Annotated in this window: 18 protein-coding genes; 9 read left to right on the forward strand and 9 right to left on the reverse strand. The window is 59.9% G+C overall.

Annotated features, from left to right (window positions below):
- Nucleotides 1–17: 17 nt before the first annotated feature.
- Both ABVS03_RS01340 and ABVS03_RS01345 read left to right on the forward strand, forming a co-directional pair.
- Nucleotides 18–1,253: a glycoside hydrolase family 105 protein gene (locus tag ABVS03_RS01340; RefSeq protein ID WP_368017710.1), complete on the forward strand. Its 1,236-nt coding sequence runs from the start codon at nucleotides 18–20 to the stop codon at nucleotides 1,251–1,253.
- Nucleotides 1,250–2,137, forward strand: a complete 888-nt coding sequence (locus ABVS03_RS01345) for a sugar phosphate isomerase/epimerase family protein (protein WP_368017711.1) — start codon at nucleotides 1,250–1,252, stop codon at nucleotides 2,135–2,137. The genes ABVS03_RS01340 and ABVS03_RS01345 overlap by 4 nt, the downstream gene beginning before the upstream one ends.
- Before the next feature lie 94 nt (nucleotides 2,138–2,231).
- Here the strand turns inward: ABVS03_RS01345 and ABVS03_RS01350 are convergent, their stop codons facing one another.
- From ABVS03_RS01350 to ABVS03_RS01365, 4 genes are all read right to left on the reverse strand, one after another.
- Entirely contained in the window at nucleotides 2,232–2,603 is a 372-nt protein-coding gene (locus ABVS03_RS01350) for a hypothetical protein (protein ID WP_368017712.1), read from the reverse strand.
- A gap of 67 nt (nucleotides 2,604–2,670) precedes the next feature.
- The gene (locus tag ABVS03_RS01355; protein WP_368017713.1) at nucleotides 2,671–3,852 is read right to left on the reverse strand and encodes an RNA-guided endonuclease TnpB family protein; all 1,182 of its coding nucleotides are present in this window, start codon (nucleotides 3,850–3,852) and stop codon (nucleotides 2,671–2,673) included.
- Between the two features lie 2 nt (nucleotides 3,853–3,854).
- Nucleotides 3,855–4,247, reverse strand: coding sequence for an IS200/IS605 family transposase (tnpA, locus tag ABVS03_RS01360; RefSeq protein WP_368017714.1), 393 nt, complete (start codon nucleotides 4,245–4,247; stop codon nucleotides 3,855–3,857).
- Between the two features lie 26 nt (nucleotides 4,248–4,273).
- Nucleotides 4,274–4,762 carry a class I SAM-dependent methyltransferase gene (locus tag ABVS03_RS01365; RefSeq protein ID WP_368017715.1) on the reverse strand — a complete coding sequence of 163 codons (489 nt, stop codon included), beginning with the start codon at nucleotides 4,760–4,762 and terminating at the stop codon, nucleotides 4,274–4,276.
- 216 nt (nucleotides 4,763–4,978) lie between these two features.
- On the opposite strand from ABVS03_RS01365, the gene ABVS03_RS01370 reads away from it, so the two are divergent.
- Nucleotides 4,979–5,383 carry an arsenate reductase ArsC gene (locus tag ABVS03_RS01370; RefSeq protein ID WP_368017716.1) on the forward strand — a complete coding sequence of 135 codons (405 nt, stop codon included), beginning with the start codon at nucleotides 4,979–4,981 and terminating at the stop codon, nucleotides 5,381–5,383.
- Nucleotides 5,384–6,488: 1,105 nt separating this feature from the next.
- Nucleotides 6,489–7,877, forward strand: a complete 1,389-nt coding sequence (locus ABVS03_RS01375; protein WP_368017717.1) for an MATE family efflux transporter — start codon at nucleotides 6,489–6,491, stop codon at nucleotides 7,875–7,877.
- A gap of 101 nt (nucleotides 7,878–7,978) precedes the next feature.
- Here ABVS03_RS01375 and ABVS03_RS01380 read toward each other — a convergent pair whose 3' ends face one another.
- Nucleotides 7,979–8,776 (reverse strand): DUF1295 domain-containing protein, encoded by a 798-nt coding sequence (locus tag ABVS03_RS01380; RefSeq protein WP_368017718.1) that lies wholly within the window; start codon nucleotides 8,774–8,776, stop codon nucleotides 7,979–7,981.
- A 99-nt stretch (nucleotides 8,777–8,875) separates the two neighbouring features.
- Here ABVS03_RS01380 and ABVS03_RS01385 point away from each other — a divergent pair, with 99 nt between their 5' ends.
- Both ABVS03_RS01385 and ABVS03_RS01390 read left to right on the forward strand, forming a co-directional pair.
- Nucleotides 8,876–9,388, forward strand: coding sequence for a hypothetical protein (locus ABVS03_RS01385; protein WP_368017719.1), 513 nt, complete (start codon nucleotides 8,876–8,878; stop codon nucleotides 9,386–9,388).
- 130 nt (nucleotides 9,389–9,518) lie between these two features.
- On the forward strand, nucleotides 9,519–10,652 hold the full coding sequence (locus ABVS03_RS01390) for a GNAT family N-acetyltransferase (RefSeq protein WP_368017720.1): 1,134 nt from the start codon (nucleotides 9,519–9,521) through the stop codon (nucleotides 10,650–10,652).
- Here the strand turns inward: ABVS03_RS01390 and ABVS03_RS01395 are convergent.
- Both ABVS03_RS01395 and ABVS03_RS01400 read right to left on the reverse strand, forming a co-directional pair.
- A complete protein-coding gene (locus ABVS03_RS01395; RefSeq protein ID WP_368017721.1) occupies nucleotides 10,628–10,951 on the reverse strand; it encodes an AzlD domain-containing protein in 324 nt (107 codons plus the stop codon). The genes ABVS03_RS01390 and ABVS03_RS01395 overlap by 25 nt on opposite strands.
- Nucleotides 10,948–11,655: an AzlC family ABC transporter permease gene (locus tag ABVS03_RS01400; RefSeq protein WP_368017722.1), complete on the reverse strand. Its 708-nt coding sequence runs from the start codon at nucleotides 11,653–11,655 to the stop codon at nucleotides 10,948–10,950. The genes ABVS03_RS01395 and ABVS03_RS01400 overlap by 4 nt, the downstream gene beginning before the upstream one ends.
- Before the next feature lie 168 nt (nucleotides 11,656–11,823).
- On the opposite strand from ABVS03_RS01400, the gene ABVS03_RS01405 reads away from it, so the two are divergent.
- A complete protein-coding gene (locus ABVS03_RS01405; RefSeq protein ID WP_368017723.1) occupies nucleotides 11,824–12,597 on the forward strand; it encodes an energy-coupling factor ABC transporter ATP-binding protein in 774 nt (257 codons plus the stop codon).
- Here the strand turns inward: ABVS03_RS01405 and ABVS03_RS01410 are convergent.
- Together ABVS03_RS01410 and ABVS03_RS01415 are read right to left on the reverse strand one after the other, a co-directional pair.
- Nucleotides 12,594–13,106 (reverse strand): NUDIX domain-containing protein, encoded by a 513-nt coding sequence (locus ABVS03_RS01410; RefSeq protein WP_368017724.1) that lies wholly within the window; start codon nucleotides 13,104–13,106, stop codon nucleotides 12,594–12,596. The genes ABVS03_RS01405 and ABVS03_RS01410 overlap by 4 nt on opposite strands.
- Nucleotides 13,106–14,083 (reverse strand): glycoside hydrolase family 25 protein, encoded by a 978-nt coding sequence (locus tag ABVS03_RS01415; protein WP_368017725.1) that lies wholly within the window; start codon nucleotides 14,081–14,083, stop codon nucleotides 13,106–13,108. The genes ABVS03_RS01410 and ABVS03_RS01415 overlap by 1 nt, the downstream gene beginning before the upstream one ends.
- 930 nt (nucleotides 14,084–15,013) lie before the next feature.
- Here ABVS03_RS01415 and ABVS03_RS01420 point away from each other — a divergent pair.
- Together ABVS03_RS01420 and ABVS03_RS01425 are read left to right on the forward strand one after the other, a co-directional pair.
- A complete protein-coding gene (locus tag ABVS03_RS01420) occupies nucleotides 15,014–16,123 on the forward strand; it encodes a hypothetical protein (RefSeq protein WP_368017726.1) in 1,110 nt (369 codons plus the stop codon).
- Between the two features lie 66 nt (nucleotides 16,124–16,189).
- Nucleotides 16,190–16,966, forward strand: a complete 777-nt coding sequence (locus tag ABVS03_RS01425; protein ID WP_368017727.1) for a radical SAM protein — start codon at nucleotides 16,190–16,192, stop codon at nucleotides 16,964–16,966.
- Nucleotides 16,967–16,969 lie beyond the last annotated feature (3 nt).

Genomic DNA, 16,969 nt, shown 5'->3' on the forward strand with positions numbered 1-16,969 from the left:
CAGTGAAGGAGGGGACAATGGCCTCAAATGCCATTCTCGACCGCTACATCCAGCAGCTCATGGAGACCTCGACGCCCGAGGCGCCGGCCTGGAACATCGAGAAGATCCGTGCCGGGAAGAAGAACACCTGGAACTACATCGATGGCTGCATGATCAAGGCCCTGATTGAGCTCTACGGAATCACGAAGGATGAGGGATACCTCGACTTCGCCGATGCCTTCATCGACCATTTCGTCGACGAGGAAGGCCACATCGAGGGCTACCGTCCCGAGGACTACAACCTCGACAACGTGAATGCCGGAAAGACGCTCTACAGGCTCTATGAGATCTTCGGCAAGCACAAGTACCGTCTTGCAATGGACACGATCTATGGGCAGCTCGAGCATCAGCCGCGCACCCGCGAGGGCAACTTCTGGCACAAGGCCATCTATCCGAACCAGGTCTGGCTCGACGGCATGTACATGGCGCAGCCGTTCTACATGCAGTACGAGCTTGCCTTCCATGACAGGCGGGCGTGCTCTGACTCCTTCCACCAGTTCGAGACCGTGCACAAGATCATGAGGAACCCGCTCAACGGCCTCTATTCCCATGCTTATGATGCCTCGAGGAAGCAGTTCTGGTGCGACCCGGTGACCGGCCTCTCCTCGAGCTTCTGGCTCCGTGCCGAGGGCTGGTTCGCAATGGCGGTCATCGATACCTGGGAGCTCATGCCGCCTTCGATGTCGGGGGAGAAGGATGCTCTGCGCCAGATGTTCCAGGAGCTCGTCGATGCGATGCTGCCCTACCAGGACAAGGAGACGGGCATGTGGCATCAGGTCATCAACCTGCCGAACATTGCCCCGAACTACCTCGAGGAGTCCGGCTCTGCCATCTTCGCGAACGCAATCATGAAGGGCGTGCGCTTGGGCGTCCTCGATTCTTCCTACTATCCGAAGGGCCGTGCTGCCTTTGATGGCATCTGCCGTACCTGCCTCTCCGAGGAGGATGGCAAGCTTGCCTTGAAGAACATCTGCCTCGTTGCAGGCCTCGGCAACAAGACGCACCGCGAGGGCACATTCGACTACTACATGAGGGAGCCCATCGTCGAAAACGATGCAAAGGGCGTGGCTCCCTTGATTCTGGCCTACATTGAGACCATGCAGCATGATGCACTGAAGGGAGCGGCAGACCCTGCTTCTCCCTGCGGCACCTGTTCGCTCGACGACCCCTTCGACGGCTATACGCCAGGCATCAACGGAAAGAAGGAGTCATGACGGGCAGGATTGTCCCTGGTGTGAGGCTCCACGATGTGGCGGGAGACACGCTCGAAGAGAAGGTCCATAACGCAGCTGAGCTTGGCTTCAAGTGCGTCCACCTTGCCTCGAAGCTCCTCTGCAAGAGCTGGGATACCGATATCTTCGGGCTCACCGACGAGCGGGCCAAGCATCTCAAGGATCTCTTTGCAAAGGAAGGCCTGACGGTCACGGTCTTCGGCTGCTACAAGAACCTGCTCGAGCCCGATCTGGAGAAGCGCGAGGGGATCTTGAGGCAGTATGAAGCCTCAGGCCGCTTTGCCCGCGTGCTTGGCGCCTCTGTCGTCGGCACCGAATGCGGACGTCCCGATTCGAAGAACCAGATCACAGAGGCACGTACAACCGATGAGGCACTCCATGAGCTGGCACGTGAGGTCAAGCGTGCCGCAGCACTCGTCGAGGACGAAGGGTCGCGCCTTGCTATAGAGCCTGGCTGGAACGAGGCAGCCTCGACGCCTGAGCGTGCGCGCAAGGTGCTGGACGAGGCAGGAGATCCGGCTGTCTCTATCATCCTGGACCCCGTCTCGCTCCTGCATCCCACAATGCTCGAGGATGCTGCTGTCCAATCCGAGCGCGAGCTTGCGCTTCTGGGGGAGCGCATCTCTGTTCTCCATGCAAAGGACTTCCGCGTCATCGGGAACGAGGAGAAGGCAGGCTGGTGCGACGGGTCCGGAAGCAGGCTTGAATGCTATGGCGCTGGCGTTACGGGCAGCTTCGACTATGCTCCCTTCGTGCGCTGGGCCAAAGGCACCGGGCGAAGCATTCCCTGCATTGTCGAGAACGGAACGCCCGAGACGTTTAAGACATCTCTTGCCTATCTCGCGAGGCTGCAGGAGACGGCCTAAAGAGCCCGTTTCAGAGGTGCCAAAGAGCAGAAGGAGCTCTCTGCCAGAGTGTGTGGCAGAGAGCTCCTATTCGTACGCAGCGGCTTTCCGAAGACTATGCTGCGGCAGCTCCTGCAAGCGGCTTTGTGCTGAAGTTCGCGACATAGCCGAGCTCGTCCTTGTGGGAGTTGAAGAAGCGGAACATGTTCGAGAACATCTCATGGTTCTCCTGCTTCATCGCATTGAACATGATCTTCAAGGCGCCTTCCACGCCTGCGTCGTGGATCATGCCTTTCGGATCCATCACCGTCATGGCTCCCACCTTCTGCTCTGTCGCGAAGCCGTGCGACTCGATCCTGCTCTTCCGGCCATCGCTGGTGAGGGGCTCCACATTCACGTTGATGGCACGGCTGAGTCCTGCCCTGAGCTCCTTCTGCTCTGCTGTATCGTCGCAGCGGAAGCAGACATCCTGGTTGACACTCCCCACGGCTGAAGCTGGGGGATTCTCGCTTCGACGCAGATAGCCTTCCTCCGCCTTGCGGCGGAAGCTGGTCTTACGCCTGCTCCACGAGCGTTCGGGACGCTTTCGCGTCCCCGGTTCCCGCAAGCCCTGCGGTACCGTCTGCTTCATTTAGAAGCCGCGCTCCTTCCCGCGCGATGTTCAAGGCCGCATTGAGATCGCGGTCGTGGCGGCACCCGCATGCGGGGCAGGTCCATGCCTCCACGCCCAGCACGACCGCCTGATTGACCTGTCCGCAGGCAGAGCAGGTCTTGCTCGACGGGTAGAACCTGCTGACCTTCACGAACCTTCGCCCGTACCAGGAGCACTTGTACTCCAGCTGGCGGGCCATCTCGGACATGGAGGCATCCGCGACGGACTTGGCCAGGCGGCGGTTCTTCTCCATCCCCCTGACGTTCAGGTCCTCGACGGCGATGGCTTGGCTCTCGCGCACCGCCTCGGTCGTGGCCTTGTGCAGGGCGTCTTTTCTCTGGCTGGCTATCTTTTCGTGTACGCGGGCGACCCTTGCGCGCTGCCTGGCGCGTCTTCTGGAGCCCTTCTTCTTCCTCGAGAGCCTCCTCTGCGCCTGCGCCAGCTTCCTCTCCGATCTGGCAAGGCTCCTGGGATTTGCGATCGCATTCCCGTCCGAGCGGGCCATGAGGCAGCGGATGCCCACGTCCACGCCCAGGACCTCGATGCGCCCTTCGGGAATATCGGGCTTCGGACAGTCCGTGCACGTGAGCACGCAGAAGTACTTGCCGCTCGGCACGCGCTTCACGGTCGCGTTGAGGACGCGCCCCTCGACGGGGCGGCTCACTCGTGCCCTCACCAGGCCGAGCTTCGGAAGCCTCACGTGCCGGGCATCCGGCACCGAGATTCCCCAGTTGGTGCGGTAGGACTGCCTCGTGTCCCGCTTCGACTTGAAGCGCGGATATCCGGGCTTCCCGCCCGCCCTGCAGCGGCGGAAGAACCCATCGAAGGCCCTCCCCAGGTTCACGGCCGCCTGCTGGAGCGCGTGGGAGTCCACCTCGGCAAGCCAGGGTGCATCCGTCCTTTTCCAGGCCGTGACGAGCTTCTGGAGCTGGTGGACCGACGGCGATCTCCCGGTCCTCTCGTATTCGGCCTTCCTGGTCTCGAGGCACCTGTTGTAGACCCACCTGGCGCAGCCGAAGGTGCGCTCGACAAGCTCGCGCTGGGCGGCGTTGGGGTAGATGCGGATCTCGTAGGCCCTTTCCATGGCTACACGCTCTTCTGGTTCTCGATGCATTGCCTGGCGACTGCCAAGGGTGCCCCTTCCACGCTGGAGACGGAATGGCTGCTGGCCCTAAGCGCAGGGATGCGGGCCCTGAGCCAGGGGAACCCAGCCCTCAGGTCGTGGCTGGTCCTGCCCTTGATGCGCTTGACGGCCCTGTGGATCCCCAGCTGGGGGCCTGCCTCCAAGAGCATGTGGACGTGGCCGGGCATGGCCTCCATCTCGATGATGTCGAAGCCCATCTCGTCCGCCACCTCCAGCGCTATCTCCTTGAGGCGCTCGTCCACGCCGTCCACCAGCACCGGCCTGCGGCACTTCGGGCAGAAGACCGCGTGGTGCTTGCAGCTGCAGACGACGCTGTCGTTGCTCTTGCATTTCATGCAAGCATTATACCGCTTGCAGATAGCTATCGCCTGACGGCGATGCGCGGCTTGACCCCATGCCTGAAGGAAGGGGCTTGCGCCGCGCTTTTGGTCAGAAGGACGCCGCCGGGCTTGAGTACCCGCGCATACTCGGCAAGAGCCCTGTCCTTGCTGTCGCCTGTGAGCATCGTGAGCATGGCCTCATTGATAACAATGTCGAAGGAGGCATCCTCGAAGGGGAGCTCGAAGGCGCTGGCCTGAAGGACCTGGAGCCTGTCTGCAAGGCCATTCTTCTCGATATTCTCCCTGGCCTTTGTGAGCGCCTTCTCGTCGAGATCGAGTCCGGTGACGCTGCACCCATACTTCTTTGCAAGCATGATCATGGTCGTGCCCATGTTGCAGGCCACTTCCAGAATCTTCGTATCGGGACCGATGCCAGCCTTCTCGACAAGCCAGTTCGTGGCGTCGATGCCGTCGGGACGGAGCTTCGTCTTGCCGAGACGTGCGAGAAATGCATGTCCAGCTTCATGCATGAGAGGCCTCCTGACGATGAGTTAACTGTTGCTAATAAGCTAGCAGATGGCAGGAGGGCTGATTGCTCATCAAGTAAAATACGGCTAACTTGGCGCAGGCGTCCGTTCGGGAGAGCTGTCCCATGGCATGCAGATGCTCGGTATCATAGAGATCTGCGTTGCAAGGGCTTCACGAGTCACCGAGACGGAAATCTGGACAGGAAGCTGGTTCGTGCCATGGGAAAGCCGAAGGTAGCATTCATCTGCGTGCACAACGCATGCCGAAGCCAGATTGCAGAGGCACTGGGCAGGCTCCTTGCCTCTGATGTCTTCGAGAGCTACTCGGCAGGAACAGAGACGAAGTTCCATATCGATCCTGATGCGGTACGCATCATGAAAGAGCTTTATGGCATCGATATGGAAAAGACCCAGCATCCCAAGGCCATAGCGGAGATGCCTGCGCCGGATATCGCGATATCCATGGGATGCAATGTAGGGTGCCCCTTCATTGGCAGGCCATTCGACGAGAATTGGGGGCTCGAAGACCCGACCGGGAAGTCGGACGAGACCTATGTCTCTGTCATCAAGGAGATGGAGACCAGAATACAGGCACTCAGATTGGAGCTGGCCAGAGATGATTGATGTGCCCTGCATAGGACCCCGCTCCGTGGCCGTTGTTCCCGGCCTTGCTGGCTGCATGCGCTAAGCAGAGATGCTGGGCGCGTTGCTTGGGGATTGCTGCAGAAGTAAGGATCTGCGAGATAGGGAGATGCCTGCACGATGCAAAGCGAAGCGGAACAGCCAGCAAGAGAGGCTTCGCCCTATGATGCAGCATCTCGTGACTGAGGATGACGGAGCTGCATATCTTGATGCTGCACGCGAAACAGGGGATTTCTGGCTGTTTGAGGTGGCGCTGGGCGATGCGGCCCGTGCCCGCAGCAGAATGAGGCGGGTGTGTGATACACAATACGCTGACGTATTGCCTGCGGATTCATGGCACGAGGCCTGAGCCTGAGGTGGGATTCTATGCAGCAGGCCCTGTGGCCTCTCTGTGATGCTCAACTGGCGGGTTTGACCTATCTGCAGGATATTCCTCGGCATCGCATGGATGAAGCTGGCCAAGCTGGTTTTGAGACGGAGCGTTGCCAGAATCATCGGACATGCAGTAGAGTAGGGGACGGACGGCACCCGTGCCAGCGGGCCTAAAGCCGCTCCTTGCACTTTTTTAGAGTTTGGAGAGTGGCCGTTTCCGCTTAAGCGGGGGCGGCTATTTTCCTCTTCGTCCGATATGGTAGCCCAACCAGATTCCGAGGTCCGTAGCTGCGATAAGGATTCCTACGAGACTTATGACGGTTTCGATGTTCACTATGGCCTTTCCTTTCTTTCGATTGGAGCGGCCCCCGTCTGTCCCGTATGCTGCTGCATGATTGTCTAGGTACGAACAAGAACAAATGTTCTTGTCAATGAAATGATATTGCCTATGCGAATCTGACGGCAAGGGAAAGCCGTTTCATCTGCTTGAAGAGTACCTATGTTCGGTAAACGGCAGCCGTCGCTGCCGTTTGGCATCGGTCCGGGAAGTTCATCTGCCGCTCGCTCTCTTTATGGAGAGCAGTCCTCTGCCATATGTTCTCCTGCACGAGGACAATAATGGACTCATTCCATTTCCATAGCGCCACCCAGCCCTGGCTGTGCTCTGCACAGGATGGAGAAGGGGCGGGGCATGCATGTTGAGTGAAAGGATCCTATGGCAGCTTCTCGGGGAACGGCAAAGCCGATTGATATCCTTCATGGCAATCTCTGGACATCGGTCCTGCGTTTTGCCCTTCCGGTTGCAGCCACAGGCATCCTGGAGCAGCTCTCGAACCTGATTGACACGATGATGGTAGGAAGGCTTTCGGGAGATCTCGGAACCCTCGGCATGGCTGCCGTCGGCTCGAACACGCCGATCTCTGGCCTTCTGATTGGCCTCTTTGTCGGCATTGCCCTTGGCTCCAATGTGACGATTGCCACTGCTATCGGCAGGCGCGACCAGGATGCGGTCACGAAGGCCGTGCATACCTCCATGCTCATGACCCTTGTGGGCGTTGCTATGGCCATCGTCGGAGAACTTGCCGCAGAGCCTCTGCTCAGGCTCCTGCTTGTGCCTGAAGAGACACTTGGTGAGGCAGTGCTGTTCCTGCGTGTCTATTTCCTCGCGCTTCCTGCCATCCTGCTCTACAATCTCGAAGCGGCCATCTTCCGCTCGGTGGGCATCACCCGTCTGCCGCTCCAGGCCCTTGCTATCGCAGCCCTTCTCAATGTGGCCTTCGGCTACCTCTTCATTGGCGTCTTCGGCTGGTTTGTTGTGGGATCTGCGCTTGCAACCGATCTCTGCTATCTTGCGAGTGCACTCATCCTGCTTGTGCGGCTCTTGAAAATCGACTCGCCCATCAGGGTGGAGCCTTCGAAGCTCCACTGGGACGGCCGCTCGGCTGCCCAGATCGTGCGCATCGGCCTTCCTGCAGGCATCCAGAGTGCCGTCTTCTCGCTTGCGAACATCGTGATCCAGTCTGCCATCAACAGTCTCGGCACCACCGTCATGGCGGCATCGAGCGCCGGCATCTCGATTGAGTCGGTCGTCTACAACCTCCTGAACTCCTTCAGCCAGGCCTGCACGACGTTCGTCGGCCAGAACAATGGCGCCCGCCAGCTTGCGCGCTGCCGCTCCGTCTTCAAGGTCTCGCTCGCCGAAGGCTTCATCGCAGACATCGCGGTCATCGTCCTTGTCCTCATCTTCGGCCATCAGATGATCGCCCTCTTCAACAGCGATCCTGAGGTCATAGAGCTCGGCTATACGCGCATCTCGATCATCATCTCGTCCTACGTATTCTCGATGCTCTATGAGGTGACGAGCGGCTACCTCCGTGGTTTCGGCATCTCCGTCGTTCCTGCCATCATCACTTCTGTCGTTATCTGCGGCATCCGCTTCTTCTGGATTGCCTTCATCTTCCCGGCAGATCCGACCTTCCGCACGATCATGCTTGTCTACCCGATCAGCCTGGCGGCGAATGCCGTCTGCATTGCAGCGCTCGCGCTTTTCCTCCATCCGTCACGCACGGACAAGAAGGCAGATGCTCCGAAGGCTCGGGCATAGCTGCCAGCTGTCCGAACAGGAAGCACGAGAGCACAGGTCCCGGCTGCAGGAAGATGCAGCCGGGACCTGTCTCATTCTTGGTGCATATCGGGGATGCGCAGCTAGCCCTTGAGCCACGTGACATCTGCCACGCTGTAGAGCGGGATGAAGGGGATAAGAATCGGCGTCTTCTTCACGTAGGCCTGATACTCGGGGTCTTTCCCATAGTTCCTGTTCTGCCTGAGCTCGAGCCTGCGGGCGCCGCCGAACATCACGTAGACGATACCGAGATAGCCTGCAAGGGCAAAGATCCACTGGAATGGCCCTTCGAGTGCCGTGAGGCCGGAGATGAGGACACCTGTCCAGGTCAGGACCTCGCCGAGATAGTTCGGGCAGCGCACGAAGGAGTAGAGCCCCTTGTCACAGAAGCGCCTGGGGTCGGCCTTCTTCTGGGCGCTCTTCTGGAGGTCGGCAGCAGACTCGAGGACGATGCCTGAGAGCATCAAGACAGCACCGATATAGGTCGAGACGTCGGCAGCTGCCCCATTCGCGATGCGGAAGAAGATAGGGGAGGCCTCGGCAGCATAGAGGAGCGCACAGACTGCCCAGATGAGGATACGGATGGGAAGCGAGAGCCCAGAGCCGTCATTCACCTGCGTCTTCATCACATGGTTATAGGCTTTGCTCCTGCGCTCTCGGATGAGGAGATAGAGGCCAAGCCTCATCCCATAGAACACCATGAGCCCTGCCATCAGGAAGAGGACAGGCGAGGTGGCAGGGGTGGCCGCTGCAAAGACGGTCAGCGCCACACCGATCGCTGCCATGGAGAAGCCGTAGCCAAGCGAGATGAACCAGACGAACTTGTGGAAGCCAATCGAGCTCACGACGAGGCCGATCAAGAAGAGTGTCCAGATGCTCATGGAGCCTCCTGATTTGAATTGGTTGCATGCCTTAACGAGCTATCAAGTATATGCTTGTTCCGTACCCGCAGATGCGTGTTTCAGGAAGGCGGAAGGGTTATGGAGCAGAAACAGGGAAAGGTGTTGCCGGACGCAGAGATGCCCGAGGGCTTCACGGTGACGCTTGCGCTTGAGGATGCCGTGCCGGTCGTGCTCTTCTGCCTGGCCACCATCTCCATGGGCCGTGCCATACAGAGCCCGCTCTTCGTCCTCGGCGCCTCTATTGCCTTCGCAGCAGGAGCCTTGAAGGTCGCTTGGAAGCTCGTGATGGCCTTGGGCCACAGGAATATCCTTCTTCTATCCCACCAGATGCGCTATGTGATGCCTCTTGGCTTCCTGCTTATGGCAATCGGCCTCATCGTGCAGCGCGATGCAGCAGGTGCGCTGATACTGCGCATGCTCGAGCTCCCAAGCCTTCCCTTCACGCTTGTCTGGGCAGCCCTCATCTGCCTCATGGTCCATTTTGCCCGCACATCAGACCAGCTCGAGAGCGCAAGCAACTGGAAGGAGCAGGGGACGAACAGCGCAGCACAGCTTGCCTTCCTTGTCTCCGTGCTGCTTGCGAGCATGTGAGACGTGGGAAGAGGGGAGCGCCCAGGCGCTGCATCGCTCTCTGTCATGATTTCCCTGCATTTCGGGTAGGCTGAGATTGTGACACTTCCGGCAGCTCTGCTGCCTTGATGCTTGAGGAGCCATGAGAGACATGATGTGGCCTGAACCGATCGTGACCGAACGCCTGACGCTTCGTCCCTGGAGGAAGGACGATGCCGATGCGCTCTTTGCTGCTGCCTCCGACCCTGCCATCGGCATCCCCTGCGGCTGGCCACCCCACAGAACGCCCGCGGATTCTGCGGCAGCGCTCGAGTCTGTCCTTATGAAGCCGGAGTGCTATGCGATATGCCTGCGTGCCTCCAGGACGCCGGATGCGCCCGTCGGTGCCATCAGCCTCAGGAAGGAGGACAAGGATGTCCCGATTGCGGCAGATGAGGCAGAGCTCGGCTACTGGATTGCAAAGCCCTACTGGAATGCCGGCTACATGACGGAGGCCGTCCAGGCTCTTGAGCGCCATGCCTTCCTGGATCTGGGCCTCTCTGCCCTCTGGGCTGCCAGCTACAGCGAGAACCCGGCAAGCGCTGCTGTGCAGAAGAAGGCGCATCTCACGTTCCATCACCACCAGGACCGCTCGCTCGACCTTATGGGCAAGGCGCATGGCCTCGAGGTGAGCCGCATCACGCGTGCCGAGTGGGAGTGCGCGATTGCCGCAGATCCGACCGGCAAGGACTACCGCGGCGCCCAGCAGGCAGAGGCTTCCCGGGTCATGGCGGAAATGCCGCTCATCTCTCAGGTGCGTTCGGGAGGCCAGACTGGAGCCGACCGAGGAGGCCTTGATGCCGCACGCGAGGCTGGCGTCCCCATCTGCGGGTGGTGCCCGCCGGGTGGCTTGGCAGAGGACTTCCCCGAGGCACCAGGTCTCATGAAGCTCTACCCCGAGCTCCAGGAAGGCCATGCTCCCGGCTATGTGGAGCGTACGGCCTGGAATGTGCGCGACGCCCATGCGACCTTGATCGTCTCGCCGGGAGGGATCGAGCCCCTGAGCGGCACGGAGATGACAAAGATCTTCGCAGAGCGCTTCGGGCGTCCTGTGCTCGTGCTTGAAGGCGACAACATCGAGGACGATGCAGCGGCCGCGCTGGGCTGGCTCCGTGGCCTCGATATGCTGGGCTTGACGCTCAATGTCGCAGGACCCCGCGAGTCGAAGATGCCAGGCACCTACCAGAAGACGAAGGACATCGTCGCAGCCCTTCTTGCAGCTCAGAGAAGCGACAGCACGATATAGGCAGCGATGCCGCCGACGCAGCACCAGAGCATGGACTTCGTCTTGGCAGCGATAAGGCAGACGACAGCAGATGCCAGCAGCGGCATGAGGCCAGGCCAGACACCTGAGGCAAACATCGTGGGCGAGAGCAGGTCGTTTGCCACAAGGGCTGCAAAGACCGCGGTCGGAATATAGCTCAGCGCCTCCTCGACGCGGGGAGGAAGGCTCCTGCCCTGGAGGAGCGCTACGGGAAGCATGCGGCAGCAGAAGATGAAGGCAGAGCAGACAAGCCAGATGATCAAAAAGTCGGTCGTGCTCATGCCTGGTCCCTCCTTACAGCTGCTGCGATGAGTCCTGCGGCAACGCCGACGAGTGCCGCTATGGGCACGGCGGCGCCTGCTGCCCCTGCGGACTTTGCAAGGAAGACAGAAAGCGCTGCTGCCAGAGCCACGACGATGGAGGTCCTGTCCTTCAGCTGTCCTGACAGCAGATAGATGAAGAGGCCTGTCATTGCAAACGATGCGACCGCCGTAGGTATATTGGCGGCGCTTCCTATGACAGCGCCGGCAGCGACAGATACTGACCAGGTCAGAAGCAGGATGATATCGAGTGTGAAGGCATGGCGGAAAGACCAGGAGTTGCCCTCTGAGAGCTTGCCCAGGGTGATGCCGTAAGCCTCTTCGGTATAGGTCGAGGCAATGGCAAGAGACTCGCGCTTCGAGAAGCGGGCCAAGGCAGGGGCGAGCGATGCCGAATAGAGGGCAAAGCGCGAGGAGACGGCACAGACGGAGATGGCAAGCGAGGCGATAGGCGTTCCCTGGAGCCAGAGGTTCGATATCATGAACTGCCCCGATCCCGAGAGATAGGTAGCGGAGAGCAGGAAGCACTCGAGTCCGTTCATGCCTGCCTGGTCGGCGAGCACGCCGCAGGCAAGGCCGACAGCGACATAGGAGAGCATGACAGGCCAGGCGACGGCGAGAATCTCTGGAAATACGGATGAGCGATTCTTTGAAGCAAAGACCATGGCATGGCTTTCAGAAGGGCGAATGTGCATAAAGTGCATGAAGCGTAGCATACGTGCGGGCGGGCAGGCTTCCAGGAAATGCCGATATCCAGATATCCAAGGGAGATATTGGCCGCTCTGACCGATCTGTGTCTGAGGTAAGATGGCTCAGAACCAGAAAGGATCTCAATGACCCATACCTCGAAGCATCCGCAAGCGCTCCACCATCCCCATGATCTGCATCCTGGCCATCCCCTCATGGTCTTCGATGACTTCTGCTTTGCCTATGAGAACAGACCGGTGCTCTCGCATATCGACCTCACGATCGATGCGGGGGATTCGGTCGTGCTGATGGGGGACAACGGCTCCGGCAAATCGACTCTTCTCAAAGCCATGTGCGGCCTCATCTTCCCGGCAGAAGGCACCTATCGCTTCGACGGCGAGGTCGTGGATAGCAAGAGCATGAAAGATCCGCTCTTCTCGAAGCGGCTCCACCAGAGGGTCGGCTTCATCTTTCAGGACTCGGACTCCCAGCTCTTCTGTGCAAGTGTCGAGGAGGAGATAGCCTTCGGACCCCGGCAGATGGGGCTTTCCAGCTCCGAGGTGGAGCGGCGCGTGAACGATGTGATGCATCTCCTCAAGATCGAGGACCTCAAGGAGCGCGCTCCCTGGACGCTTTCGGGAGGAGAGCAGAAGAAGGTCGCTATCGCCTCCGTGCTCTCGATGAACCCGGATGCCTACTGCTTCGATGAGCCGATGAGCGGACTTGACCAGAAGTCGCGCGAATGGCTGCTCGGGTTCCTCAAGAGTCTCAAGTCAGCAGGCAAGACCCTCATCGTCGCGACGCATGACCAGTCGCTTGCGGATGAGGTGGCAGACTATTTCGTCTATTTCGGGGACTATCACGGCTACGAGGACAGGCCCCATATCCATATCAACAGGTACCCTGAGAAGGAGGACTAGGCTTCCTTCTCTGCAGCAAGTGCCTGGCTCAGGCGCCTGTAGTGCAGGAAGATCCCCTCATCGGCGAGTGCCCTGATCTCGTCTCTTGTGGCAAGGCGGACCGCTGTGGCTTCGCGCTCCTGGAGCTTCACATCTGCGAGCGTGAAGTCGAGGTGCAGATGGTAGATGTCGACGATATAGGAGTCTCCGCGCTCGGCATCGTCGTTCCTATAGCGCCAGATGGGCGTGGCGTCCTGGGGCACATCGAGCCCGACCTCTTCCTTCACTTCGCGGGTCACGGCTTCAAGCGAGGTCTCGCCTGAGCGCACGCCGCCGCCCGTGACTTCCCACCAGCCGGCAGCCCACTTCTTGTCAAGCGCGCGCTGGGTGATGAGGATGCGGCTCGAAGGGTCTTCTATGAGGGCAAGGACATAGAGCATGTAGCGGCCCGGAGCCAGGAAGGTGCCACGAGGAGCCGTCTCGCCGGTCTTCGTGCCGTCTGCGTTATAGATGTCTATCGTCTCTGCCATCAGAGGTCCAACTCTCCTTCTGCCGCCTGGAGTGCCGGCGTGAGGTCGATGTTCAGATCCACGCTGCCCTGGATGCCATTGACGGTGCCGGTGTTCGTGTACTGCCACATCGTGAAGGCGACGCTTGTCGTCGGCGTGGCGGAGTACTGCGCCATCCAGAATCCGTACTGGGACAGTCTGTCGAGGTTGTACATGTTCGTGAGGTCGGAGGAGCTGCAGTAGATGGCAGCCTTGTAGCCGGCATCCTCGATCGTGCTGCAGAAGGCAGCAGCGATGCTCGTGCGCTCCTGGGTCGTCAGGCCAAAGGCACGGTCTCCCGCGACCGGCTCGAAGTCGAAGATGACGGGGTAGGAGAGCTGGGCGCCATTCAGCTGCTCGAGCACGAACTTCGCCTCGGTCACGGCCTCGTCTTCTGTCGTTGCCTGGGAGTAGAAGTAGGCACCGACGCCGAGTCCTGCCTCCTTGGCACCGGCAAGATTCCTCGAGAACGAGTCGTCGACGACGATTGCATCGTTCGCTGTGCCGTGGGCACCGATGCGGATGATTGCATAGTCGATGCCATCTGCCCTGACCTTCGCCCAGTCGATTGTGCCGTTGTGCTCGGAGACATCGATGCCTTCGCGCGAGAGCGTGACGTCGGAGCCGTCAGATGCTGTCCCGACGTAGATGAAGTTGCCGTTGGCATCGGTCGTGAGATTCGACCAGTCATACGGATTGCTGTAGAGGAAGCGCGACTTGTCGACCGCCAGGCTCACGGTGCCATTAATCGGATAGGAGCCATCGCCTGCTGCCGTCTGGGTGTCGGAGGTGTCATCTGCATCCGTGTTCGTGACATCGCTCACGGCATTCTCGACAATCTCTGCTGCCTTGAAGCTCGGGTCGGTGAAGACCACGACGATTGCGACGCCGATAACGATGAGGGCGATGAAGAAGGCAAACGGGAAGATGTGACGGCGCCTCTGTGCTGGGCGCCTCATATGCCTGTCATCGGGACGGGTGCCGCGCGGACGCGGTGCCGGACGTGCCTGCTGGAAGCCGGATGCGCTCCTCGACGTTGCGGCATAGCGGCTGCTGGAGCTCCGCGGAGCAGTGCTCCTGGCAGAAGAGGTGCTGCGTGCAGACGTCGCGCGGGTGCTTCCGTAAGGGCGGGGCGTGTAGGAGCCTCTAGCTGACGAGGTCCGGGCGCTTGCCTGGTATCTCTGGGACGCAGCGGAGGGCCTCTGGGCAGAGGGACGCGATGTGCGGGCATGCGGTTCTGCGGCATACGAAGGCCGCCCCGAAGCGATGTACGGTTTCGGGGCATATGCGCGAGAGCTTGTGTCTGTTCGGTTATAGCTGCGGTTCGTGCTGCGTTGTGCTGTGTTTCTCGAGCTCTGGCGCGGTGTCGGTGTGGTGTGTCGTCTTCCTTGCACCTATGCTCCGTCGTGCCTGCCAAAATCCTGAGAATGAACTCGGAATATTCTAGAAGCTTGTCTGGGCCTTGCATAGAGCTATGGACGTTCTCGACAAAAAGGACAGCCATTAATTCTCATGGCTGAAACGCAGATGGCGGGCATGGAACTGCCTGGAGAATTTGGCAGCTGTTATCCAATATTTCTGTCTGAGGGAAATGGGGCATAGGGCAGATCGGAGAGACCTTGCCTTCTGGGGTGCAGGGGGCGCAGCTTGCCTGTCCGGCATCTGGCAGGCAGCCTCCATTCAGCTTCATGCTGCCTGGATGTCGGAAAATGGGGAGAATATTGCGGGCATGCGGCTTTGGTTACAGCTTGCGCATGGAAATGTTACAAGCCTGAGAGATGCTTGACCGTGCATTCGTTTGGCGGTTTCCTGTCAATGGCGCATCCCTTGCATATCCAATAATGGCAGGGAGCCCAAGCTACCATCCCAACTCTTCAAAGGAGCCAGCCATGTCCTTCGTCCTGCCTGCCTACCATGAGCCCGATTTCACAGATCCGAAGCTCCGCCAGGCACCCGATGCCACAACTGCCCGTGTCATCAAGGACGGTGTCGCTCCTGAAGGCTTCCACAGCACCTCGATGTATCCCGAGTACTTCAAGCTCGGCGGCAAATGGGTGCTTGCCCAGGAGAGCAGGATGGACTCTTCGGTCGTCGTCTGCCCGGATGGCTCGCTCGACGTCGTCGAAAACAGGAACCTCAAGGCAGGGCAGAAGATCGTGATCGGACGCACCGAGGATGGCTCTGAAGGCATCCTCGTGCATACGAAGGGCTTCTCGTCCGGAGAAGACGATGAGGGCGCCGGCGAGTTCGTGTTCCGCCAGGGAAGAAGCCGCGAGACGTCGTATGCCCGCGACTACGACAAGCTGGTCGACCTTCTGCGCTATGAGCATGACCACGGCTTCGTGCTCTGGGTCATGGGTCCGGCCTTTGCCTTCGACTACGATGCCCGCCGTGCCATGCAGGCCATGATCGACGCGGGGTATGTGAACGGCGTGCTTGCAGGAAACGCGCTTGCGACCCATGACCTCGAGGCAGCGACCCTCCATACGGCGCTTGGCCAGGACATCTATACGCAGAAGTGCCAGCCCTCAGGACACCACAACCACCTCGATGTGATCAACCGCGTCAGGAGGTCCGGCTCCATTCCGCAGTTCATCGAGGACCAGCATGTCGATAACGGCATCATGTATGGCCTTGTGAAGAACAATGTCCCGTTCGTGCTCACAAGCTCGATCCGCGATGACGGCCCGCTTCCTGAGGTCATTGCAGATGCCTATGAGGGCCAGACGCAGATGAGGAACCTCATCCGCCAGTCCACGACGGTCATCTGCCTCGCGACGATGCTCCATACGATTGCAACGGGCAATATCACGCCGAGCTTCCGTGTGCTGCCTGATGGCACCGTGCGCCCCGTCTATCTCTACGCGGTCGATGCGGCCGAGTTCGTCTTGAACAAGCTGCAGGACAGAGGCTCCCTTTCTGCCACGACGATCGTCGCGAACGTCCAGGACTTCATCACGATCGTGTCGCGCGGCCTCGGGGTCTTCCCGAAGGATTAGCCTTAGCTCCTGAACGGACTAGACTGGAGCTGTACCAGATCTATCCTCTTGAGGGGAGCGGCATATATGAGCACATTCCTGAACCGCACGCATGTCTATGGGCCGGTGCATAGCCGCAGGCTTGGCCTTTCGCTCGGCGTGAACATGAATCCGCTCGACGGCAAGCACTGCACGTTCGACTGCATCTACTGCGAGCTTGGCACGAACGAGCTGAGGCATACGGCAACGCCCTTCCCGAAGGCAGAAGAGATTGCGCGCGCCTTGGAGGAGCGCCTCGCCGAGCTTGCCTGTGACGGTACCGTGCCCGACGCAATCACGCTTGCCGGAAACGGCGAGCCGACGGAGAACCCCGAGTTCCCGGAGATGGTGGAGCGTGCGCGTGCGCTTCGCGACCGCTTCTGCCCGAAGGCAAAGATTGCCGTCCTCTCGAATGCGACGTTTGCTGCAGTGCCGAAGGTGCATGAGGCGCTCGAGCAGGTGGACATGAATATCTTGAAGCTCGACTCGGTCGACCCCGAGTTCATCCGCCTCGTCGACAGGCCGCACATCCCTTACGACGTGGAGGCTGTGATCGATGCAATCGCTTCCTTCAAAGGCCATGCCATCGTCCAGACGATCTTCCTCACAGGCGATGTGGACGGCGTGCACATCGACGACACGGTGCCCGAACTCGTAGATCCGTGGCTCGACGCGCTTGCCCGCATCAAGCCGGAGGAGGCCATGATCTACACGATCGCCCGCGAGACGGCGCTTCCAGGCCTTCAGAAGGCGGCGCCCGAGGTGCTTGATGCTATCGCTGCCAAGGTCGAGAAGCTTGGCATCCCCTGCGAAGTCGCGTACTAGAAG

This window comes from Olsenella sp. AGMB03486 (genome assembly GCF_040884255.1).
GTDB classification, from domain to species: Bacteria; Actinomycetota; Coriobacteriia; order Coriobacteriales; family Atopobiaceae; genus Olsenella_L; species Olsenella_L kribbiana.

Bases quoted from the DNA above. Each gene is read 5' to 3' on its own strand.
- ABVS03_RS01340 (WP_368017710.1), top strand. From the start codon at position 18: ATGGCCTCAAATGCCATTCTCGACCGCTACATCCAGCAGCTCATGGAG.
- ABVS03_RS01345 (WP_368017711.1), top strand. From the start codon at position 1,250: ATGACGGGCAGGATTGTCCCTGGTGTGAGGCTCCACGATGTGGCGGGA.
- ABVS03_RS01355 (WP_368017713.1), bottom strand. From the start codon at position 3,852: ATGGAAAGGGCCTACGAGATCCGCATCTACCCCAACGCCGCCCAGCGC.
- tnpA (WP_368017714.1), bottom strand. From the start codon at position 4,247: ATGAAATGCAAGAGCAACGACAGCGTCGTCTGCAGCTGCAAGCACCAC.
- ABVS03_RS01365 (WP_368017715.1), bottom strand. From the start codon at position 4,762: ATGCATGAAGCTGGACATGCATTTCTCGCACGTCTCGGCAAGACGAAG.
- ABVS03_RS01370 (WP_368017716.1), top strand. From the start codon at position 4,979: ATGGGAAAGCCGAAGGTAGCATTCATCTGCGTGCACAACGCATGCCGA.
- ABVS03_RS01375 (WP_368017717.1), top strand. From the start codon at position 6,489: ATGGCAGCTTCTCGGGGAACGGCAAAGCCGATTGATATCCTTCATGGC.
- ABVS03_RS01380 (WP_368017718.1), bottom strand. From the start codon at position 8,776: ATGAGCATCTGGACACTCTTCTTGATCGGCCTCGTCGTGAGCTCGATT.
- ABVS03_RS01385 (WP_368017719.1), top strand. From the start codon at position 8,876: ATGGAGCAGAAACAGGGAAAGGTGTTGCCGGACGCAGAGATGCCCGAG.
- ABVS03_RS01390 (WP_368017720.1), top strand. From the start codon at position 9,519: ATGATGTGGCCTGAACCGATCGTGACCGAACGCCTGACGCTTCGTCCC.
- ABVS03_RS01395 (WP_368017721.1), bottom strand. From the start codon at position 10,951: ATGAGCACGACCGACTTTTTGATCATCTGGCTTGTCTGCTCTGCCTTC.
- ABVS03_RS01400 (WP_368017722.1), bottom strand. From the start codon at position 11,655: ATGGTCTTTGCTTCAAAGAATCGCTCATCCGTATTTCCAGAGATTCTC.
- ABVS03_RS01405 (WP_368017723.1), top strand. From the start codon at position 11,824: ATGACCCATACCTCGAAGCATCCGCAAGCGCTCCACCATCCCCATGAT.
- ABVS03_RS01410 (WP_368017724.1), bottom strand. From the start codon at position 13,106: ATGGCAGAGACGATAGACATCTATAACGCAGACGGCACGAAGACCGGC.
- ABVS03_RS01415 (WP_368017725.1), bottom strand. From the start codon at position 14,083: ATGAGGCGCCCAGCACAGAGGCGCCGTCACATCTTCCCGTTTGCCTTC.
- ABVS03_RS01420 (WP_368017726.1), top strand. From the start codon at position 15,014: ATGTCCTTCGTCCTGCCTGCCTACCATGAGCCCGATTTCACAGATCCG.
- ABVS03_RS01425 (WP_368017727.1), top strand. From the start codon at position 16,190: ATGAGCACATTCCTGAACCGCACGCATGTCTATGGGCCGGTGCATAGC.